The organism is Bacillus sp. M6-12 (assembly GCF_002860285.1).
In the GTDB taxonomy this organism is placed as follows: domain Bacteria; phylum Bacillota; class Bacilli; order Bacillales; family DSM-1321; genus Peribacillus.
This window is the reverse complement of the sequence record NZ_PGVF01000023.1, coordinates 61,620-81,473: the sequence shown is the minus strand read 5'-3', so window position 1 is coordinate 81,473 and position 19,854 is coordinate 61,620. Positions and strand designations below refer to the sequence as shown.

Here is a 19,854-nt window from a genome sequence, read left to right as displayed (position 1 = left end):
ATCGATTATTACAATTACAGATGTATTAAGGCAAAACTAAAAGGCCTGAGCCCGGTTCAATACCGAGTTCAGACCTTACAAGCTGCCTAATGCAAATAACCTGTCTAACTTTATGGGGTCACTGCAGCTGAGAAGGGATTTTTAAATAAATTGGTTGATTGCTGAAAAAGGTCTGCCTTTTATGATGGGCCAGGAAAGTGCTTTCATGAATCAAAGTGATAGAGAAATTAATATAACCTGCTTCCCAGGTTTTTTTTAAATGGGTACTAAATGTGATAGAGTTTCAGTTAATTGTGGAGAAGATTTATTTACCATCTTGGACTAATATAAAGGAGAAATAATTGCACACTTTAACAATCTTCCATCCAGTGTGCGATTAATATATGAGTAAAGTTAAAGTGTGTAAAGAAAATTCAGTATTTTCTTCCTACTTTTATTTACAAAAAATAATGGATATCCCGCATTTGTTCATAAACGTTTCTCAAATACAATAACCTTGTACATAATTCAACAAGGGAGATGGATAGAATGAAAAAAACAATATTAGGAACTGGCGTTGCACTATCACTATTATTCAGTCCGTTTAGCCAGGCTTTTGCTGCAGAGTCAACTGGCGAGTTAAGACAAGTTGATAATGTAGCCCATCGTGGGGCATCCGGGAATGCGCCGGAAAATACAATTGCAGCTTTTGACAAAGCAGTGGATATGAAGGCTGACTATATTGAGATTGATGTTCAAAGAAGCAAGGACGGAGAATTAGTGATTATCCATGATACGAAAGTTGATCGAACTACAGATGGCACTGGGTATGTAAAGGATTTGAGTTTTGAACAATTGAAATCTCTTGATGCAGGCAGCTTTAAGGGAGAGCAATTTGCAGGAGAAAAAATTCCAACTTTTGATGAAATACTAGACAGATATCATGGTAAAGTTGGTATTTTAATAGAGTTAAAGGCACCAGAGCTTTATCCTGGAATTGAAGAAAGTGTGGCAGGGGAACTAAAAGAACGAAATCTTGATCATCCACAAAATGAAAAAATAATAGTCCAATCATTTAACTTTGATTCAATGAAAAAGATGGATTCCCTTCTCCCAAAGGTTCCTATTGGAGTTCTGACTTCTTCCAAAGCACATACAGCAGAGCAGGCCTTAGCAGACTTTGCGGTATATGCTGATTACTTTAACCCGAGCTACGGAATCGTTACCGAAGATTTAGTAGATCAAGTTCACTCGCTGGGAATGAAAATATCTTCATGGACTGTAAGAAGCCAAGAAGCAGCCGATTTTCTTCTGGATATGGATGTTGATGCTATCATTTCGGATTACCCGGATTATGTAGATCCAAGAGAATCTGATAAGAAATAACATCTCGGAAGTTATCGCTAAAATTCTAAAACACTCAGGGATAAACCTCTTGTCCTTTAAGGGTGAAAGTACTTGGGTCTTTCAGGAAAGCTTTGTGGGGATTTATGTCTCTGCAGAGCTTTTCTTTTTGTTTTCTAAGTGAACCATGTCTGTTCTATTCTTTGGGGTCATACCCCGCTGATTTGTATCGTGACTTAATTGATGGTGGTTGTGTAATTGGATTAGCCGACTAATTTGGAAACTTTTATCAAGGTGGGAATTAGGGTAAGACCTCAACATTGTGAAAGATGGTGCAACTAGCATATGTGACAGTAAATGATATCCTGGATGGAGCCTATACGTTTACATAATCTCCACTACTTATTAACAATAAGTTTATACCTTAGAGATACAAAAGAACTACTTTATTTACAATTGATATACAGTATATAATTCAAAAGTATTATATATTTTGAAAATTCTATTGCATTTATTCTTTATAAGTAAGATAATTAAATTATAATAATTATTTATAAATAATAATGCTTCTATAATAGCAAACCTATTGAAAAGTAGGGACGCAAAGCCATGGGTCTAATGTTTAATTAAACTATGATTGCCAGGTTGCCAAAAAGCCCAAGAAATAAAGCAAAATGCGTCAGGGCTGATCCACTCCAGGATTAGCCCTCTTTGTTTATATGATTATTCTATTAATCAGGTTTTTAAAAATAACAATAAAGGTGAAAGAAAAAGGATAAATTAGTAGTTACAAAAAGGAAATTTAAAGTTTATGGAAATTGTGATTAGAGGGATTTATTTATATCCAATATACAGAAGCATAAATTGATTCTCCAATAACAAAATTCTCACCTTTTAGCAGCAGGACTTAAGAAATCATTCAATTTTTTGTGAATAACCTTCAGGTTGGGGAGACCATCCATATTGGGGCATAATTAATCGCTTTAATAAAAGAGGCTTTGCTCATTTAATCAGGCAGGTGCATAAAATTGAAAACAGTATCAGGAATAACAGCTTACAGGGGTGTCGGCAATGGATTTAAAACTAATTGTAGGTCAAAATGTGAAGAAACTAAGGGAAGACCATAATATGTCCCAAAAAGAATTGGCAAGACTTCTTAGTCTTTCTCGTGCTTCTATATCTAATATGGAGAATGGCAGACAGAATACTAGCTTAGAAAGTTTACGAGAGTTGTCCGTAGTTTTCAAAGTGCCAGTCACTACTTTTTTTGATGGTTGTGAGGGTGAGGAAAGTTAAATATCTGCCAGCCCTGAGATTTCATTCTCCGGGCTTTTGTCATTATTCTCCGAATAAGCAAACATGATTTTACATTACGGCTATTTTTAATTGTTAATTATGTAGGTATTTGTCTTATGAAAATTTCTTGCCCTAAAAAGACTTCCTTGAAAGAAAAAAGAAAAGGATCAGATGTAGGAATTTTTTACTAAAAGGGGGAGAGAAAGATGAAGATGACGAGTTTATCATTAGCTGGGGCTTTATTGGCAGGCTTGCCTTTTAGCGCTTTGGCTAAGACGCAGCCACAAGCAAAACCAGCCTTATTACAATACGTTGCTTTGGGAGACTCATTGGCAGCTGGGCAAACACCAACTGGGTATATTGATTATGGCAATGCTGATTATATAGCCAATCAATTTGTTGCGGGTAGATTTCAGCTAAATGATTTTGATTTAAGCAACCAGTCACAGAGAAAGACTGATTATCGTTGTATAATCGTTCTTTCCCTTTATACATACAAAGAGTTAAGTAAAAGTGGATTTCTTTGGGGCCAGACCCCCTGTCACAGATAGACATTTCTGCAGAGTACCTTTTATTTCCAGATGTCGCTTTTTCTATGATTATTTCACTCTAGCAAAGCCAAATCCTGAAGAATAATCATCGCCAGTGGCTGCTCCGAAGCCACCTTTGATATCATATAGCTTTGCCCGTTTTTAGAGCTCTGCCCTTACCTGTGCGTTTGACAGGGAGCGGTTGGTGGACCAGATTTTTGCGGCAAGACCTGCGACATGCGGAGTGGCCATGGAGGTTCCGCTGATCGTGTTGTAGTTTCCGTCATACCAGGTTGATTCGATATTGGTGCCAGGTGCGGAAACTTCTACATCTTTCTCCTGAATTACAAAGTCACCATCCGTACCGGGGTTACAGCGAGAGGAGTAGTTGGCTACGCGATAGGTTCCGTTTTGCTGAACATTCTCGAGAGCAGCAACTGCAACGGCATTTTTAAGAGCTCCGGGATAGCCGATTGTGTTGGCATTATAGCCTGAGTTTCTGGCAGCAGCCACAATGAGATTTCAGTATTCACTTCGATTGTGTTAGAGTCGGTCAAAGAAGAAATAATAATAAGATGGCTGGAAGAGGGTAGATGGAAACGTCTATCCTTTTTTGTGTTTGATTGGCTATACAATTATTATATAATCCCTGGATAGGGGAGAGGGGTATGTAAGGGTAAACCTGTATGGTAATCAGTAAAATGGCAGCTTTTTTTCTAAAAATCAGCGATATTCATCACTATCTGACCAGGTAAAAACTGCTGGTAGTGTAACAGAGGTTTATCGACCAATTATTTTGCTTTATTTATTAACTTCCGACCCCCTTTATTCAACCTTCATTTATTTATCGTCAACTTCGCTAACCATATACCCCCCTACAAAAGATTCTCATTGGACTTCATTGTCAACTTTCACATTTTATCGTTCAACTCTTTAATTTTATAGGACAACTTTTCATTTTTATGAGTCAACTTCTTAAGAAATATCGATTTTTCGACAAAAGAAAAATCAGTAGCTGCCTCATTTTTTCGTACTAAATAATTCTCAGACACCAATTGGCTAAAGCAAACATATCTATTTGTCCAGTTGAATGGAATTATGTTTCGAATGCATTTCCATCCCCTCAAGCATTGTTCTCTTAATTTTTAAAACAAAAAGATTGTAGGCAAACTCAATTTTCATCAAGTTTGCCTATAGTCTGAACCACACGTTATCTCGGCTGGTTTTGATTTAGAAAGGTTCTCTTTGATATTAATCGCTTTTCTTCACTCAGTTTTCACGATTCAATTTTTTTATTCAATTTCTATATCCACTTTGCAGGGTTGAATCCGGGATGTCAGTATCGCTTTTCTTCACTCAGTTTTCACGATTCAATTTCTATATCCACTTTGCAGGGTTGAATCCGGGATGTCAGTTCTTTAGGTATAGGAACTGCGTCATCATAGTCATCGATAGGACCTGGATTTGGATCGGGTATGGGTGGTGGTGTGTGTTCTGTATTCTGCGGTGGTGCAGGATGTTTTGGTGGTCTCGGTGGCCCTCGTACTCCCAACATCCGGATAAGGTTGGCATTTTGGATAAGATAACTGTATATCCTAGCAGGAATTTTAACATTTTTTTCAAAACTAATCCTTCTTCGATGTAATCGAAAAATTAGTTGTTTTACTGTACTGGAATCTAAAATAGCAAATCTATTGACACTGTAATTTGACACATTCAGCATAAAGATTCAAATTTCCCCTATTAAAAAACTAAAGTGCTCTAACATTGTTCCGAAAGGAAATATTTGTTACGATAAACATGTATCTCCTAATATGCAACATGACAAGGTAAGGTGAAATGAATGCAACTGATTTTGGCTTCTTCTTCCCCAAGACGCAATGAACTTCTCCAGATGCTTAGAATCCCTTTTGACATTAAAACTTTAGAAACGGATGAAACGATTCTCCCGGGAATGAGCGGGAAAGAAGCGGTTGAGGATTTGGCTTACCGTAAAGCAAAGGCAGTGGCGGACAGCAATCAGGAATGCTGTGTAATCGGAGCTGATACGGTTGTTGTTTTAGATGGACAGATTCTTGGAAAGCCGCTGGACAGGGAGGATGCTGAGAGGACGCTTAGCTTGCTTTCTGGCAAAAAACACTCCGTTTATACTGGGGTGGCCATTATTGAAGGGACAAGATCCCTTGTATTTTCCGAAAAAACTGATGTGGCATTTTGGGAGCTGTCAAAAGAGGAAATTGAAACATATCTGGATAGCGGTGAACCGTTTGATAAAGCGGGCAGCTACGGGATTCAAGGATATGGATCATTGCTGGTGAAGGAAATTGCCGGCGATTATTATACGGTTGTCGGCCTGCCGGTTTCCAGGCTTGCCCGTGAACTAAAAACATTTTGCAGCAGCATGGAATAGCCGTTGCCAGTCTTCTTTTCGGAGCTTTTAGCCAACGAAAGGTGAGATGAGATGTCAAACAATTTGATGATTAGAGATTTTCCCAAAGATGAAAGACCGCGGGAACGATTTATCCAGGACGGGCCTGGGAGCCTGTCCAATCAGGAATTATTAGCCATTCTCCTTAGGACAGGGACGAAGGAAGAGTCCGTTCTTCAGCTGGCTAACAGGCTTATAAGCACTTTCGAAGGCTTACGGCTGTTAAAGGATGCCTCGATTGAAGAGATAACTGCAATTAAGGGGATAGGAGAAGCAAAAGCCATTCAAATTTTAGCATCAGTAGAGCTGGGGAAAAGAGTCAGTTCGCTCAACAGCCAGGACAGGTATGTGATCCGGTCCCCGGAGGATTGTGCGAATTATTGCATGGATGAAATGCGCTTTTTGTCTCAGGAACATTTTGTTTGTCTTTATTTAAATACGAAAAATCAAGTCCTCCATAAGCAGACCGTTTTTATCGGCAGCTTGAACGCCTCCATCGTACACCCTCGTGAAGTCTACAAAGAAGCCTTCCGCAGGTCCGCTGCCTCTATTATTTGCCTTCACAATCATCCTTCAGGCGACCCGACTCCGAGCAGGGAGGATATTGAAGTGACGAAAAGGCTGGCAGAGTGCGGCAAGATTATCGGGATAGACCTTTTGGATCATCTTATCATCGGTGAAAAGAAATTTGTAAGCCTTAAGGAAAAAGGTTATCTATAGCACTACCATAATCTTTGACGGTAAGATATAATATTGTTTATGATTTTTAAGGGGAATCTTTTTTTTTTGACCTCCATTTGATAAAGATTGAATGAAAAGGGACCTGAAACCTTACTATAAAAAAGCATCTTGTCTATGAAAAGGAGATACAGCAAATGTTTGGAATTGGTACAAGAGATGTTGGGATAGATTTAGGAACGGCTAATACGCTTGTATATGTAAAAGGAAAAGGGATTGCCGTACGTGAGCCTTCTGTCGTGGCACTGCAGACAGATACAAAGCAAATTGTTGCGGTTGGCAATGATGCGAAAAATATGATCGGACGTACTCCAGGTAATGTCGTCGCACTCCGTCCAATGAAGGATGGCGTAATCGCTGATTACGAAACAACAGCGACGATGATGAAATATTATATGAGACAAGCCCAAAACAAAGGCGTTTTTGCCCGTAAGCCTTATGTGATGGTTTGTGTTCCTTCGGGCATTACAGCTGTTGAAGAACGCGCGGTAATTGATGCTACACGCCAGGCAGGAGCCCGGGATGCCTACACAATTGAAGAGCCTTTTGCGGCAGCGATCGGTGCAAATCTTCCGGTCTGGGAGCCGACAGGAAGCATGGTCGTTGATATTGGAGGCGGAACAACTGAGGTAGCTATTATTTCCCTTGGCGGAATTGTAACAAGCCAATCCATCCGAATCGCCGGAGATGAGATGGATGACGCAATCGTGACCTACATTCGCAAAAACTATAATTTAATGATCGGGGACCGTACATCGGAAAATATTAAAATGGAGATCGGATCTGCGGGAGATGCAGAGGGTATTGATAATATGGAAATCCGCGGCCGTGACTTGCTGACAGGTCTTCCGAAGACGATTGAAATCACAGCCAAGGAAATCTCAACTGCGCTTCATGATACAGTTTACGCAATTGTCGATTCCGTGAAAAACACTCTTGAAAAAACACCGCCTGAACTCGCGGCGGATATTATGGACCGGGGGATCGTCCTAACCGGAGGCGGTGCATTGCTCAGAAATCTTGATAAGGTGATTAGTGAAGAAACAAAAATGCCAGTGCTCATTGCTGAGAATCCGCTAGATTGCGTTGCGATCGGAACCGGAAAAGCTCTTGACCACATCCATTTATTCAAAAGTAAAGCTCGTGATTCGCGATAATCAAAGTTAAAAAGCTAACCGCAGGAAGGTATAACTCGCTTTCCTGTGGAGCTTAATTTCAAGATAAGGCAGTATGATTTTGTTAACAAGTACCAATGTCTAGCTCCAGCGCCCAACCCCGACGCACAGGATGTGCTAGTGCCGACGTCGCCACAGGACGAAGGTTGTAACACGGTTTATGTTACAACACTGGCGATCTTAGTCGGCCTCGAGTGTTGTAACCAAGTGCCGTTTCATAAGTCAATCACTTCCGAAGGTAAAAGCACCTTCTGTCAGCGCTTGTCTTATGCTTGCCGGAGGCCCGCAGGAAAAGGAATGCTTCGGCAGCGATACATGGCACGAAATAGAGCGACAGCTTTGTGAGGATGTGGGTCGAACGGCGTTGCCACAGGACGTGCCAGATCTTAGTCAACGTTCCTTTTGCCAGGGCGCTTGCGCTTTTTATTACCAATGCGAAATTTGCCGAAACAAGGCACATAGTTTTAAAATGATAGAGGTGTAAACCATGCCACAGTTTTTCCTAAATAAAAGGCTTATTCTTTTGCTTGCCAGCATTATCATTCTCGTGGCATTGATTGGCTTTTCTTTAAGAGAAAGAGAGAAAGTGAGCTGGCCAGAGCAGTTTATAAGCGATACAATCGGCTTTGTCCAAAATGTATTCCACAAACCAGTAACTTCTGTGGCTGAATTTTTTGAGAATTTAATTGACCTTCAACATACATATGATGAAAATAAAAAGCTAAAAGCTCGTTTGGATGAGTATGTAACACTGAAGACACAGGTTCAAGGACTGGAAAATGAAAATAAAGAACTTCGCGAGATTCTTGGCAAGAAAGATGATCTGCGTGACTATTCGCCCATTCAAGCTACAGTAATTGGAAGGAATCCTGATCGCTGGCACGAAATCATCACGATCAACAAAGGTACCAACCAGGGAGTTAAGAAAAACATGGGCGTTATAACGTCCCGCGGGTTAATTGGTAAAGTTAAAAGCGCTAAGCCGTTTACTTCTACTGTCCAGCTCCTGAGTTCTAAGGATCCAAAAAATCGAATCTCAGCTGTTATACAGGACAAAAAAGAAATCTACGGTGTAATCGAGGGATACGATCAAAAACGAAAGCTTTTATTATTGAAGCGAATTCCTTACAACGAAAAAATTAAAATAGGATCAGCGGTCGCCACTTCTGGTATCGGCGGCGTTTTCCCGGAAAGCCTAGCCATCGGAACCGTAGAGGAAGTTATTACCGACCAGTATGGTTTAAATCAGACTGCTTATGTGAAGCCTGTGGCTGATTTTTATGATATTGACAATGTCATGGTTGTTGAGAGGCATACTCCTAGCGTTGATGAAGCAGAAGAAAGTTATAGTGCCCAAGAGGGAGATGAAACACAGTGAGCAAATTCATTCTTCCTCTTGTTGCTTTGCTGTTTTTTATTTCGGAAAGCCTGTTTGTTACTCTTTTTTCTGGGGAGCTGTACAATAGCGAACGGATCTTTGTGCCGCGGTTCATCATGGTCTTTCTAGTTTTCCTTACTGTGTACGGGTCGAGGAAGATGGGGATCATTTATGGCTTTATCCTTGGTCTTTTGTTTGATGTTGTGTATACAGAAATATTGGGGATATATATGTTTCTTTTCCCTATCTTATGTTATTTGATTTCAAAAACTATGAAAGTGCTGCAATCCAATTTGTTAATTCTTTTATTAGTTTCTGTAGTGTTCATCGGTTTGCTTGAGATTGCCATATTTGAGGCTAACTTAATTCTTCATTTTGCCCAGATGAGTTTTTCAGAATTTATTGAGGTAAGGCTCCTTCCTACCTTGATTTTGAATTTAGCTTTTACAATACTGGCAGCGTTTCCGCTGAAAATCCAAATGGAAAAGTTTGAACTCGAAATACGAGAGGACTAACTTCGGGCATCATCCATTATTGTTTTTAAATGAAAAAGGATATCCCCTCAAAATGTCGAATTATACTATCATTGAGGTGAAATTTCGTCATGAGTAAAAGAAATCAGCAAAATGTTATGATAAAGGGGACTAAGGACGGGCTAACACTTCATCTCGATGATTCTTGTTCGTATCACGAGCTTATCAATGAAATTGAAACAAAGCTATCGGCCAATTATAAATTCCAGGAAAACGATCCAATGATATCGGTCAAAGTACATACAGGCAACAGGTTTTTGACGGGAGTGCAGCGTGAGGAAATTCAGGAGCTTATCCGGACAAAGAAAAAACTGTTTGTTGAAAGTATTACTTCCAATGTCATCAGCAGGGATGAAGCGCAAAGGTGGAAGGAAGAAAACGAAATTACGACAATGGCAAAAATTGTCAGATCCGGCCAGATATTAGAAGTACCGGGTGATTTATTGTTAATAGGCGATGTGAATCCTGGCGGAATCGTGTCGGCTGGAGGAAACGTTTTTATCATGGGAGTTCTGAAGGGGATTGTTCACGCTGGGTGTATGGGCAATCCGGGAGCAGTGATTGCCGCTTCTGTAATGAAGCCGTCTCAGCTGCGGATTGCAGGTATAATGCACCGTACCCCGGATCAATATTCCGAAGAAGGACAAGAGATGGAATGCGCCTTTATAGATGACAGTAATCAAATTGTAGTAGATAAGCTGCAGGTCTTGAAGAAATATAGACCTAATTTTGATAGATTAGAAGGGGGACTCTAATCGTGGGAGAGGCAATAGTCATTACTTCCGGCAAAGGCGGGGTTGGCAAAACAACAACATCAGCCAATTTGGGAACATCATTAGCTCTTCTTGGCAAAAAGGTTTGCCTGGTTGACACTGATATTGGGCTTCGGAATCTTGATGTTGTAATGGGTCTGGAAAATCGGATCATTTATGACCTTGTCGATGTAATCGAGGGCCGGTGCAAAATCCATCAGGCACTGGTGAAAGATAAGCGATTTGACGATTTACTGTATTTGCTGCCGGCAGCGCAAACCAGTGATAAAACAGCGGTGACGCCTGAACAGATGAAACAGCTGGTTGACGGTTTAAAGCAGGATTACGATTATATAGTGATTGATTGCCCTGCTGGCATTGAACAGGGCTTTAAGAATGCCGTTGCGGGAGCGGATAAGGCAATCGTTGTCACAACTCCTGAAGTATCTGCTGTCCGGGATGCAGACCGCATTATCGGCTTGCTGGAGAAAGAAGAAAATATAGAAGCGCCTAGGCTTGTGATCAACCGAATCCGGAGTCATATGCTTAAAAACGGGGAAATGCTTGACATCGACGAGATTACGGCCCATTTATCAATTGACCTCATTGGGATTGTCGTTGACGACGATCAGGTAATCAAAGCTTCGAATCAAGGTGAACCAATTGCACTTGATCCGAACAACCGTGCTTCGATCGCATACAGAAATATCGCGCGCCGCATCCTCGGCGAATCCGTGCCGCTTAAACCGCTGGAAGACGAATCCAAGGGATTTATGGCAAAGGTTAAAAAATTGTTTGGCGTTCGATAATATAAAAGGCCTCTCCCGCTTTTTTGCGGTAGAGGCTTTTCTATTGTTCAGATTGGGATCCATTAAATCCCCATTATTCTAATGTCATAGCATGGACAAGTCGCTCATACAATGTGTACAAAGTACTTGTTCGAAGCAGGGGGTCGAATGGATTATGAAGGATAGAAGAAAAGAGATCCGAAATCGTATTGCCAAGCGGAAGAAAATGAGCGGGACGCGACAGGCCGGTTTGACGCCTTCCTTTTATGATGAGGATAAATATGGCTTTGAACGGCTGCCGGCTTATGAAGGGACACCATCTGACATGGATCATCCGTTATTTAAAAAAGAAGTTATTTATTTTAAAATTCTGGCTGCCCTATGCTTGTTCCTTATTACAGCTGTTATGTTCAAACACCCTTCTGATAAGTTTGATGCTGCGCGGAACTTCGTCAGTAAAACGATGGATACAGAATTGCAGTTTGCGGCCATATCGATGTGGTATGAAGATACATTTGGAAAACCGATCGCTTTTTTGCCTCAGGATGCCGGTAAAGCTGAACAGGCTAAAAAAACAACTGCAGATACAGAATATGCCCTGCCTGCATCAGGCAAAATTATGGAGTCCTTTGAGGCAAATGGAGAAGGCATCTTGATAGAGACCGGTTTAGGTTCAAAGGTAGAAGCCGTAAATGAGGGAACTGTTATCTTTTCCGGTGTAAAAAAGGATCTGGGAAAGACGGTTATTATCCAGCATTACGACAAAAGTGAATCCTGGTATGGCGGGCTTGAGAGCATTGATGTGCTGCTGTATGACCCTGTAAGCAAGGGAAAAGTAATCGGTACTGTAGCTTCCAGCAGTGACGCTTCTAAAGGTACATTTTATTTAGCGATAAAAAAGGACGATACTTTTATCGATCCCAAAAAGGTGATATCTTTTGAATGAATATATTCAGCTTTTGTTAAAGATGAGAATTCATCCTACTCTTTGGCTGGTAATAGGTATTTCGGTTTTGACCGCCCATTTCCTCCCTGTGCTGATGTTCTTATGCATTGTCTTCATTCATGAGATGGGCCACGCATGTGCCGCTCAGTATTTTAAGTGGAGAATAAAATCCATAGACCTGCTTCCGTTTGGGGGTGCGGTGGTCACGGAAGAATACGGGAACCGGAGATTAAAGGAAGATCTGGCGGTGATACTGGCAGGTCCTATCCAGCATCTCTGGCTGATTGGGGCAGCATTTTTGCTTACAGCAGCCTCAATCATTCCCCAAACATTATATGAACAGTTCCTGTATATGAATTTGGCAGTGCTCCTTTTTAACCTTCTTCCAATATGGCCGCTGGATGGCGGCAAGCTGTTATTTATGGCTTTGTCACTTTCCCGTTCATTTTTGGATGCTCACAGGATGACACTTTTATTATCGATAGTGCTTTCTATGTTATTAGTTTTTATAGCAGCTATTATAACTCCCTTTAATTTGAATGTTTGGATTATCGCAGGTTTTCTTGTTTTCTCACTCGTTTTTGAATGGAAACAGCGGCATTATGCATTCATCCGCTTTTTGCTGGAGCGCCATTATGGCAGGACAGACAGCCTGGGTACGCTAGCGCCGCTTGCAGTTGATGAAAGTGAAATGATATATCATGTGCTGGAAAAATTCCGCAGAGGGTGCAAGCACCCAATTATTATCCTGCAAAATGGCAGAGAGAAAGGCTCCCTTGATGAGAATGAGATCCTTCATGCTTACTTTTCTGATAAACTGACAAACATCAAAATCGGGGACCTGTTATATTCATGGTAATTATGATATTCTTTTTTCAATAACCGGCTGTATGGGCATAGCAGCCATATTGGAGAAGGGATTTTTTTATGAAAAAAATAATCATCAACATGATTGGCAGGGAAAAGCGGTATGCTGTGATAGATAATGGAGAGCTTGTGAAGCTCGAATTGTTTCCGCCCCATCAAGCGTCCGCTGTTGGAAATATATATGCCGGTCAAGTAACGAAGGTATTGCCGGGCATGGATGCAGCCTTTATTGACTATGGCGCAGAGAAGAACGGATTCCTGCATCGTGATCAGCTGCCTTCCTTTCAGCGGGCGAAAGCAGAAGGAAATCTAAACGGAAACGTAACGATCAATCAGTTTATCCGTCAGGGTGAGAAACTTCTGGTCCAGGTGGTGCGAGATGAAAGCGGCAATAAAGGGGCTCGGCTGACGGGTATTATTGAGCTTTCATCAGACAATCTTGTTTATATGCATGGGATTGACTATGTTGGTGTATCCAAGAAATTCAGTGATCCTGCAAAACAGGAAAAGTGGAGAAACAGGGCACTGGCATATAAGAAGAATGATGAAGGCATTATTGTTCGTACCTCGATGGAAAATGAATCTGAAAAGGCAATGGTTTCCGCAATAGAAGGATTGCGTGCTGATTTCAAAGCGGTGGAACAAGATCTCCGTATGGCAAAAAAGCCGGGGCTGCTCAGAGCCACTGATACTCTAATAGAAGCTGTAAAGTCGGAAATAGCCAAGGATAACTGGGGAGAAGCTGTGATGGATGACAGTGCCGGCTATCGGCAGCTGGGAAAATGGCTTGAAAGCCGCAGTTCAGATTGGCAAATTCTCCTCCATAAGAGTCCGGAAAATATCTTCACTGCTTATAAATTGCAAAATCAAATCGAGCAAGCCGGAAAGAAAATCGTTTGGCTTGATCATGGTTCATATCTAATCATTGAAGAAACTGAGGCTTTTACCGTAATTGATGTAAATACAGGAAAATTTACCGGGAAAGCTGCAAAAGAAGCAACTTTGGCTGAAACCAACAGAAATGCAGCCAGAGAAATTTCCCGGCAGCTAAGGCTGCGGAATATTGGGGGAATCATACTGGTTGATTTTATTAATATGAAGGCCGAAAGTGATAGGCGTTCAGTTATTTCTATATTAAAAGAAGAAACAAAGAAGGATGAAATGCGGGTGCAGATTGGCGGCTTCTCCGCACTGGGTATTCTTGAGCTGACCCGCAAAAAGACAGCCCCTTCCCTCAGTGAAAGAATGACTGTTTCCTGCCCTTTATGCAGAGGGAGCGGAAAAACTGAAAGTCCAGAAACACTTGCATTCAGGCTGGAAAGAGAACTGCTTGAGCACAGGCAAACCGACAGTGAGGCTGTTTGGGTTGAAGCGTCACAAAGTGTTATAGATGCACTTTTAGGAGATAAAAAATCCTTTCAAGCTACTCTTGAAGCTGCAATTGCCAAAAAACTGTTATATACCGTTGTTTTAGAAGGAGATCATCCTTACCGGATCCGCCATTTTGGAAGTATAGAGGAAATAAAGGAAAGGCAGAAGGATTCTCTTTAAAAAATATAGAATAAGCTTATTATACTTTTATGATAATATATTGACATCCTATAGGCATTCATGATAGGATTTTAATGTTATGTTTGTAGCACCCGTGCTACAACCGCACAGAACAGGTATTAAGCTTTTGCAGCAATGCGGAACACCTGTGATTGGCGAGTCTGAGTTTAATAAGGAGGTGCAGGTATGTACGCAATTATCGAAACTGGCGGTAAGCAAATCAAAGTAGCAGCAGGCGATGTGGTATACGTTGAAAAATTAGACGTAGAAGCAGGTGAAACTGTAACTTTTGACAAGGTTTTATTCGTAGGCGGCGAAGAAGTTAAAGTAGGTGCTCCATTGGTGGCAGGCGCTACTGTAACAGGTAAAGTTGAAAAGCAAGGCCGTGCTAAGAAAATCATCGTTTTCAAATACAAAGCGAAGAAAAATAACCGTAAAAAGCAAGGTCATCGTCAGCCATACACAAAAGTTGTTATTGATGCAATTAACGCGTAAGGCGTGATAAGATGATTAAGGTTACAATCGAGTATGACAGTGCAGAAGTGATCTCTTCGTTCACGTTAAGCGGACATGCTGACTTCGCGAAACATGGTTCTGACATAGTCTGTGCCGGTGTTTCGGCAGTTTCCTTTGGGACTGTGAATGCAATTATGTCCTTAACTGGCGTGGAGCCTGCAATCGAGCAGGGTGGCGATGGCGGCTATCTCCGCTGTGCAATTCCAAGAGATATTCCTGCGGAAGCACAAGAGAAGATCCAACTGCTGCTGCAAGGCATGCTGATATCACTTCAAACTGTTGAACGTGATTACGGTAAATACATTCAAATTAACTTAAATAAATAGGAGGTGGAACATATGTTAAGATTAGATCTTCAGTTCTTCGCTTCCAAAAAGGGAGTAGGTTCTACTAAGAACGGTCGTGATTCTATCTCGAAGCGCCTTGGCGCTAAGCGTGCGGACGGCCAATTAGTAACTGGTGGTTCTATCCTTTACCGTCAGCGCGGTACAAAAATCTACCCAGGTGAAAACGTGGGCCGCGGTGGAGATGACACTCTATACGCAAAGGTTGATGGCGTTGTTAAATTCGAACGCTTTGGCCGTGACCGTAAAAAAGTGAGCGTATATCCTGCTGTTCAAGAAGCTTAATACTATGCAACTTAGAAAACTCTAACCATAGGTTAGAGTTTTCTTATTTTAAGGATAATTAGTATAACTTACTTAACAAGTACAGATGTCTAGCCTCAGCGCCCAGCCCCAACGCACACGAAGTGCGAGTGCCGGCGTCGCCACAGGACGTGGCGTTTTTAGTTGGCCTCGAGTGTTGTAACCAAGTGCCGTTACAACCTTGGTCATAAGCCAATCGCTTTGGAAGGCAAAAAGCGCTTTCTATCATCGCTCGTCTTATGATTAGGCCCACAGGATGTGGGTCAGAACGGCGTTGCCCCAGGACGGGGCGAACTTAGCCGTTCTTCCCCTGACCAGGGCACTTCCGCTTTTTTATTAAATCATACGATGTTATCCACTTTTTTGATATACTTATTAAAAGAAAATGCAGCAGAGCTAGATAATAGCTTGAGGCCAAACATTTGTTAAATCAGAACAGAGGAATTTTATCCCTAACATTAAACTAATTCAGGCGGCTTGACGAGGATAAGTTCTTAACTTTACTTTCGGGAGCTTATTAATGAGAAAAGAATGGAATACAGTGGAGGTCCTCCGCCACTCAAGACATGACTGGTTAAATAAAATCCAGCTGATCAAAGGAAATCTTGATTTAAATAAGATAGACCGCGTCCGAATGATCATCGATGAAATCATAATTGAAGCCCAGCAGGAAGCAAAACTTTCCAATCTTGCGATGCCCAAGTTTTCCGAGCTTCTCCTGACGTCAAATTGGAGCAGTAAACCGTTTATACTTGAGTATGAGGTAATGGAAACATTTGCGGGCTGTCCATTACTGGATGAGTGCGTTTTCAGCTGGACCGAAAATTTTTTCCATATGCTTTCAGATGCCCTAGATCCCTTCTGGGAAAATTCATTGCACATATTGATAAGTTCCAGTGAAGAAAATATACGGTTTTCCTTCGATTTGCAGGGAAGAATAATGAATGAAGATAGTTTGCGTTTCTTTCTTCTGGAAACGCCCTCTGAAAAATGTACAGTATCCGTAATAGTGATGAACGAGCAGGAGCTTTACTTCCATATAGGTGTCAACTGTAACGAATTACGGAAATAATTCTAATGTGGTATGAATTTGGCATCAATGGACTACATACAAAACAAGGAAGTGATCAGGATGTTTGTCGATCAGGTCAAGATATATGTTAAGGCTGGTGACGGCGGTAATGGGATGGTTGCGTACCGCCGCGAGAAATATGTTCCAAAAGGCGGTCCCGCTGGAGGAGACGGCGGAAATGGCGCTAACGTCGTTTTTGAAGTAGAAGAAGGATTACGGACATTAATGGATTTCCGCTATCAGCGCCATTTTAAGGCATCCCGCGGCGAGCACGGCATGTCAAAAGGGATGCACGGTAAAAATGCCTCTGATATGGTTGTCAAGGTTCCGCCGGGTACAGTCGTTCTCGATGAGGATACAAAGGAAGTAATTGCGGATCTTGTCGAGCATGGCCAGCGGGCTATTATCGCTAAAGGCGGCCGTGGCGGAAGAGGAAATTCGCGTTTTGCAACAGCCTCCAACCCAGCTCCTGAGTTTGCGGAAAATGGAGAGCCAGGCCAGGAACGGAATGTGGTCATGGAGCTTAAATTACTGGCGGATGCAGGGCTTGTTGGGTTCCCTAGTGTCGGGAAATCTACGCTTCTTTCTGTCATTTCTGCGGCCAAGCCAAAGATTGCCGACTATCATTTTACTACGATCGTTCCAAACCTTGGGATGGTTGAAACAGAAGATGGCCGTGATTTCGTTGTTGCAGACTTGCCGGGATTAATTGAAGGGGCCCATCAGGGAGTCGGGCTGGGCCATCAGTTCTTAAGGCATATCGAAAGAACACGAGTGATTGTACACGTAATTGATATGTCAGGCTTGGAAGGGCGGGACCCTTATGAAGATTACCTGACAATTAATAAAGAGCTGGAAGAATACAATTTGCGCTTAACTGAGCGGCCGCAAATAATTGCTGCCAATAAAATGGACATGCCGGATTCCGAAGAGAACTTGAAAAAGTTCAAAGATAAGTTGGAGGATGATGTACCGGTATTCAGTATTTCGGCTGTAACACGTGAAGGGTTAAGGGATTTGCTGTTTGCTGTAGCTGATAAAATTGAGGCTACACCGGAATTCCCGCTGCAGCATCAGGAAGAGGAAACAGGCATCCACCGCGTGTTGTACAAGCACGAAGCTGCCCAGGCAGGTTTCTCTATTACGAGAGATCCGGATGGAGCATTTGTCCTTTCAGGTCCTAAGGTAGAGAAAGCATTTAAAATGACCGACTTCCAGCGTGATGAGTCTGTAAAACGGTTTGCCAGACAGCTGCGTTCTTTCGGTGTTGACGATGCTCTTAGAGAGAGAGGCGCCGAGAACGGGGACATAGTAAGGCTGCTTGATTTTGAATTTGAATTTGTGGATTGATTTTTCCGCAGTATATGAGGGGTGCGGATTTTGAATAAAACAGATAGAAAGTTTTATTTGGTTCGTGAAGATGTGCTTCCGGAAGCGATGAAGAAAACGCTTGATGCCAAAAAGCTGATAGAACGGGGAAAAGCAGGATCTGTCTGGGAGGCTGTCCAAACGGTAGATCTTAGCAGAAGCGCCTTTTATAAATACAGGGATACCGTTTTCCCTTTTCATACGATTGTCAAAGAAAGGCTGATCACACTTTTCTTTCATCTTGAAGATCGTTCCGGAACGCTCTCCCAGCTTTTAGGTGTCGTGGCGACAGCGGGCTGTAATGTGCTGACAATCCACCAAACAATCCCTCTTCAGGGAAGAGCCAATGTTACTCTTTCATTGAATACAAGCGGAATGACAATGGAAATTGAAGATATGCTGACAAGGCTAAGAAAGATGGAATTTGTTGAAAAAGTCGAGGTTCTTAGCTCAGGTGCTTAATTGGTAAAGCAGCTGCTGGTAATCCGTGCAGCTGACAAAGAAATAACACAGTCGTTTTGGATAATCGTTAACAAAGCCAGGAGAACGATGGGACCAAATCCATCCCGGCGTGTTCATTTTTCTGGAATAAGCTTTTGGATGGCGGGATGGACACCAGGCAGCAGTTTTTAATGGTATTACTTGCAAAAAGAGACCGTGCAGAGGGACAGTACTGCACGGTCTTTGAATTCAAAGAGGAGGGAGCTTTCATGAGACCGCAGCAAATTTCACCTGCCACAGCACAAAAGCTTGCAGAAACCTTGAAAATGCCGCTGGAACAAATTATGCATATGCCTCAGCATATTTTGCTGGCTAAGCTTGCAGAAATCCAGCAGCAGGAAGAGAATAAGAAGTAATTATTATCTGAATTTTTCAATAAAATGTTGAAATTACAAGAATAATAGTCTATGATAGATCTTAATTTTTACAAGGAAAAGGAAGTGGAACCATGTTTCAAACAATTGCCTTTTTAGGGCCGAGGGCCACATTCACGGAGCTGGCTGTGTCAAAGCTGTTTCCTGGAAGCGAAAAGCTCCCGATGATGACCATTCCGGAATGCCTGGATGCAGTTAATGAAGAACAAGCGGATATAGCTGTCATTCCACTGGAAAATGCCTTGGAAGGCTCGGTCAATATTACACTGGATTATTTAATCCATGAGGTGTTACTCCCGATCAAAGGGGAAATTATTGCTCCAATACAGCAGCATTATATGATGCATCCCGGGCAGGCAGCCAGGTGGAAGGAAACTGAAATGATTTATTCCCATTCGCATGCGATAGCCCAATGCCATAAATTTATACATAAAGAATTAAAGGGAACTCCTTATGAATATGCTACATCTACGGCTGCAGCAGCAGAATTTGTGAGGAATAATCCGGATCGGTGCATTGCTGCCATTGCTAATGACCTGGCCGCTGAGGAATATGGATTGGAAATCATCAGGAGAGACATTCACGACTATAGCCATAATCATACGAGGTTTATTGTAGTATCAAAAAGTGATCCGGATTATTCAGGTCATAAGACAGTTGAAGGTATAAATAAAACAACGCTGATTGTCATGCTGCCTGCCGATCATACCGGGGCCTTGCACCAGGTTTTATCAGCTTTTGCATGGCGCAAGCTGAATCTTTCTAAAATCGAATCACGCCCGCTCAAAACTGGTTTGGGAAATTATTTTTTTATCATTGATGTCGACATGAAACTGGATGATGTCTTGATTCCGGGAGCAATGGCCGAACTGGAAGCTTTGGGCTGCAAAGTTTCTTTGCTTGGCAGCTATCCCAGCTTCATCATAGAAAAAGCGGTTCAAAATAAGAAAGAATCAGTTTAAGGCACAAATACTTCATCCCCTTGCTATTTTTCCAGCAGGGGATTTTTCTTTTTGTTATATCTAGAACGAGTATGGCCGCAATTGTTGCATCACCGCAAAAAAGAAACCA

General features: G+C 41.9%; 22 protein-coding genes, 1 pseudogene, 1 riboswitch and 1 other annotated feature. Of the genes and pseudogenes, 22 read left to right on the top strand and 1 reads right to left on the bottom strand.

Translation table 11 applies throughout. The annotated features are described in order from the left end of the window. The 4 genes from CVD28_RS21850 to CVD28_RS28935 all read left to right on the top strand — a co-directional run. Positions 1-90: IS3 family transposase (locus CVD28_RS21850; protein WP_142384810.1), on the top strand; the 90-nt coding region annotated here is incomplete at its 5' end. Between the two features lie 429 nt (positions 91-519). Continuing rightward, positions 520-1,365: a glycerophosphodiester phosphodiesterase gene (locus CVD28_RS21845; protein WP_101596574.1), complete on the top strand. Its 846-nt coding sequence runs from the start codon at positions 520-522 to the stop codon at positions 1,363-1,365. Between the two features lie 524 nt (positions 1,366-1,889). Then, positions 1,890-1,976, top strand: a riboswitch (cyclic di-GMP riboswitch). A 418-nt stretch (positions 1,977-2,394) separates the two neighbouring features. Continuing rightward, the gene (locus CVD28_RS21840) at positions 2,395-2,619 is read left to right on the top strand and encodes a helix-turn-helix domain-containing protein (RefSeq protein ID WP_101596571.1); all 225 of its coding nucleotides are present in this window, start codon (positions 2,395-2,397) and stop codon (positions 2,617-2,619) included. 206 nt (positions 2,620-2,825) lie between these two features. Continuing rightward, positions 2,826-3,170, top strand: a complete 345-nt coding sequence (locus CVD28_RS28935) for a hypothetical protein (protein WP_257985951.1) — start codon at positions 2,826-2,828, stop codon at positions 3,168-3,170. 48 nt (positions 3,171-3,218) lie between these two features. Here the strand turns inward: CVD28_RS28935 and CVD28_RS21830 are convergent. Further along, positions 3,219-3,668: pseudogene (locus CVD28_RS21830) on the bottom strand (S8 family serine peptidase); the annotation flags it as partial. Between the two features lie 1,324 nt (positions 3,669-4,992). On the opposite strand from CVD28_RS21830, the gene CVD28_RS21815 reads away from it, so the two are divergent. From CVD28_RS21815 to pheA, 18 genes are all read left to right on the top strand, one after another. Further along, on the top strand, positions 4,993-5,559 hold the full coding sequence (locus CVD28_RS21815; RefSeq protein ID WP_101596563.1) for a Maf family protein: 567 nt from the start codon (positions 4,993-4,995) through the stop codon (positions 5,557-5,559). A gap of 51 nt (positions 5,560-5,610) precedes the next feature. Continuing rightward, positions 5,611-6,297 (top strand): RadC family protein, encoded by a 687-nt coding sequence (radC, locus tag CVD28_RS21810; RefSeq protein ID WP_101596560.1) that lies wholly within the window; start codon positions 5,611-5,613, stop codon positions 6,295-6,297. A 155-nt stretch (positions 6,298-6,452) separates the two neighbouring features. Continuing rightward, the gene (locus tag CVD28_RS21805) at positions 6,453-7,472 is read left to right on the top strand and encodes a rod shape-determining protein (protein WP_101596557.1); all 1,020 of its coding nucleotides are present in this window, start codon (positions 6,453-6,455) and stop codon (positions 7,470-7,472) included. A gap of 505 nt (positions 7,473-7,977) precedes the next feature. Next, complete coding sequence (gene mreC, locus CVD28_RS21800) at positions 7,978-8,868, top strand: rod shape-determining protein MreC (protein WP_101596554.1); 891 nt, start codon at positions 7,978-7,980, stop codon at positions 8,866-8,868. Further along, entirely contained in the window at positions 8,865-9,383 is a 519-nt protein-coding gene (gene mreD, locus CVD28_RS21795) for a rod shape-determining protein MreD (protein WP_101596551.1), read from the top strand. Before mreC ends, mreD begins: the two co-directional genes overlap by 4 nt. An 89-nt stretch (positions 9,384-9,472) precedes the next feature. Continuing rightward, a complete protein-coding gene (gene minC, locus CVD28_RS21790; RefSeq protein WP_101596549.1) occupies positions 9,473-10,156 on the top strand; it encodes a septum site-determining protein MinC in 684 nt (227 codons plus the stop codon). Positions 10,157-10,158: 2 nt separating this feature from the next. Beyond that, positions 10,159-10,962: a septum site-determining protein MinD gene (gene minD / locus CVD28_RS21785; RefSeq protein WP_101596546.1), complete on the top strand. Its 804-nt coding sequence runs from the start codon at positions 10,159-10,161 to the stop codon at positions 10,960-10,962. A 154-nt stretch (positions 10,963-11,116) separates the two neighbouring features. After that, positions 11,117-11,887: a M23 family metallopeptidase gene (locus CVD28_RS21780; protein ID WP_101596544.1), complete on the top strand. Its 771-nt coding sequence runs from the start codon at positions 11,117-11,119 to the stop codon at positions 11,885-11,887. Beyond that, positions 11,880-12,746, top strand: a complete 867-nt coding sequence (locus tag CVD28_RS21775; protein WP_101596542.1) for a M50 family metallopeptidase — start codon at positions 11,880-11,882, stop codon at positions 12,744-12,746. Before CVD28_RS21780 ends, CVD28_RS21775 begins: the two co-directional genes overlap by 8 nt. 68 nt (positions 12,747-12,814) lie before the next feature. Next, entirely contained in the window at positions 12,815-14,305 is a 1,491-nt protein-coding gene (locus tag CVD28_RS21770) for an Rne/Rng family ribonuclease (RefSeq protein ID WP_101596539.1), read from the top strand. Positions 14,306-14,396: 91 nt separating this feature from the next. Then, positions 14,397-14,478, top strand: a sequence feature (ribosomal protein L21 leader region). A gap of 13 nt (positions 14,479-14,491) precedes the next feature. Next, positions 14,492-14,800 carry a 50S ribosomal protein L21 gene (rplU, locus tag CVD28_RS21765; RefSeq protein WP_101596536.1) on the top strand — a complete coding sequence of 103 codons (309 nt, stop codon included), beginning with the start codon at positions 14,492-14,494 and terminating at the stop codon, positions 14,798-14,800. A gap of 11 nt (positions 14,801-14,811) precedes the next feature. Further along, positions 14,812-15,147: a ribosomal-processing cysteine protease Prp gene (locus CVD28_RS21760; RefSeq protein ID WP_101596533.1), complete on the top strand. Its 336-nt coding sequence runs from the start codon at positions 14,812-14,814 to the stop codon at positions 15,145-15,147. Positions 15,148-15,159: 12 nt separating this feature from the next. After that, positions 15,160-15,450, top strand: a complete 291-nt coding sequence (gene rpmA / locus CVD28_RS21755) for a 50S ribosomal protein L27 (RefSeq protein WP_101596531.1) — start codon at positions 15,160-15,162, stop codon at positions 15,448-15,450. 538 nt (positions 15,451-15,988) lie between these two features. Further along, positions 15,989-16,540 (top strand): Spo0B C-terminal domain-containing protein, encoded by a 552-nt coding sequence (locus CVD28_RS21750; protein WP_101596528.1) that lies wholly within the window; start codon positions 15,989-15,991, stop codon positions 16,538-16,540. Between the two features lie 60 nt (positions 16,541-16,600). Further along, positions 16,601-17,890: a GTPase ObgE gene (obgE, locus tag CVD28_RS21745; protein ID WP_101596526.1), complete on the top strand. Its 1,290-nt coding sequence runs from the start codon at positions 16,601-16,603 to the stop codon at positions 17,888-17,890. A gap of 30 nt (positions 17,891-17,920) precedes the next feature. Beyond that, positions 17,921-18,370: an ACT domain-containing protein gene (locus CVD28_RS21740; protein WP_101596523.1), complete on the top strand. Its 450-nt coding sequence runs from the start codon at positions 17,921-17,923 to the stop codon at positions 18,368-18,370. Positions 18,371-18,618: 248 nt separating this feature from the next. Further along, entirely contained in the window at positions 18,619-18,765 is a 147-nt protein-coding gene (locus tag CVD28_RS21735) for a YycC family protein (protein WP_101596587.1), read from the top strand. 92 nt (positions 18,766-18,857) lie between these two features. Further along, entirely contained in the window at positions 18,858-19,745 is an 888-nt protein-coding gene (pheA, locus tag CVD28_RS21730) for a prephenate dehydratase (RefSeq protein WP_101596521.1), read from the top strand. Positions 19,746-19,854: the final 109 nt, after the last annotated feature.

What these genes read in the sequence shown, in the direction of transcription:
- CVD28_RS21845 (WP_101596574.1), top strand. Translation starts at nt 520, where the DNA reads ATGGATAGAATGAAAAAAACAATATTAGGAACTGGCGTTGCACTATCA.
- CVD28_RS21840 (WP_101596571.1), top strand. Translation starts at nt 2,395, where the DNA reads ATGGATTTAAAACTAATTGTAGGTCAAAATGTGAAGAAACTAAGGGAA.
- CVD28_RS28935 (WP_257985951.1), top strand. Translation starts at nt 2,826, where the DNA reads ATGAAGATGACGAGTTTATCATTAGCTGGGGCTTTATTGGCAGGCTTG.
- CVD28_RS21815 (WP_101596563.1), top strand. Translation starts at nt 4,993, where the DNA reads ATGCAACTGATTTTGGCTTCTTCTTCCCCAAGACGCAATGAACTTCTC.
- radC (WP_101596560.1), top strand. Translation starts at nt 5,611, where the DNA reads ATGTCAAACAATTTGATGATTAGAGATTTTCCCAAAGATGAAAGACCG.
- CVD28_RS21805 (WP_101596557.1), top strand. Translation starts at nt 6,453, where the DNA reads ATGTTTGGAATTGGTACAAGAGATGTTGGGATAGATTTAGGAACGGCT.
- mreC (WP_101596554.1), top strand. Translation starts at nt 7,978, where the DNA reads ATGCCACAGTTTTTCCTAAATAAAAGGCTTATTCTTTTGCTTGCCAGC.
- minC (WP_101596549.1), top strand. Translation starts at nt 9,473, where the DNA reads ATGAGTAAAAGAAATCAGCAAAATGTTATGATAAAGGGGACTAAGGAC.
- CVD28_RS21780 (WP_101596544.1), top strand. Translation starts at nt 11,117, where the DNA reads ATGAAGGATAGAAGAAAAGAGATCCGAAATCGTATTGCCAAGCGGAAG.
- CVD28_RS21770 (WP_101596539.1), top strand. Translation starts at nt 12,815, where the DNA reads ATGAAAAAAATAATCATCAACATGATTGGCAGGGAAAAGCGGTATGCT.
- rplU (WP_101596536.1), top strand. Translation starts at nt 14,492, where the DNA reads ATGTACGCAATTATCGAAACTGGCGGTAAGCAAATCAAAGTAGCAGCA.
- CVD28_RS21760 (WP_101596533.1), top strand. Translation starts at nt 14,812, where the DNA reads ATGATTAAGGTTACAATCGAGTATGACAGTGCAGAAGTGATCTCTTCG.
- rpmA (WP_101596531.1), top strand. Translation starts at nt 15,160, where the DNA reads ATGTTAAGATTAGATCTTCAGTTCTTCGCTTCCAAAAAGGGAGTAGGT.
- CVD28_RS21750 (WP_101596528.1), top strand. Translation starts at nt 15,989, where the DNA reads ATGAGAAAAGAATGGAATACAGTGGAGGTCCTCCGCCACTCAAGACAT.
- obgE (WP_101596526.1), top strand. Translation starts at nt 16,601, where the DNA reads ATGTTTGTCGATCAGGTCAAGATATATGTTAAGGCTGGTGACGGCGGT.
- CVD28_RS21735 (WP_101596587.1), top strand. Translation starts at nt 18,619, where the DNA reads ATGAGACCGCAGCAAATTTCACCTGCCACAGCACAAAAGCTTGCAGAA.
- pheA (WP_101596521.1), top strand. Translation starts at nt 18,858, where the DNA reads ATGTTTCAAACAATTGCCTTTTTAGGGCCGAGGGCCACATTCACGGAG.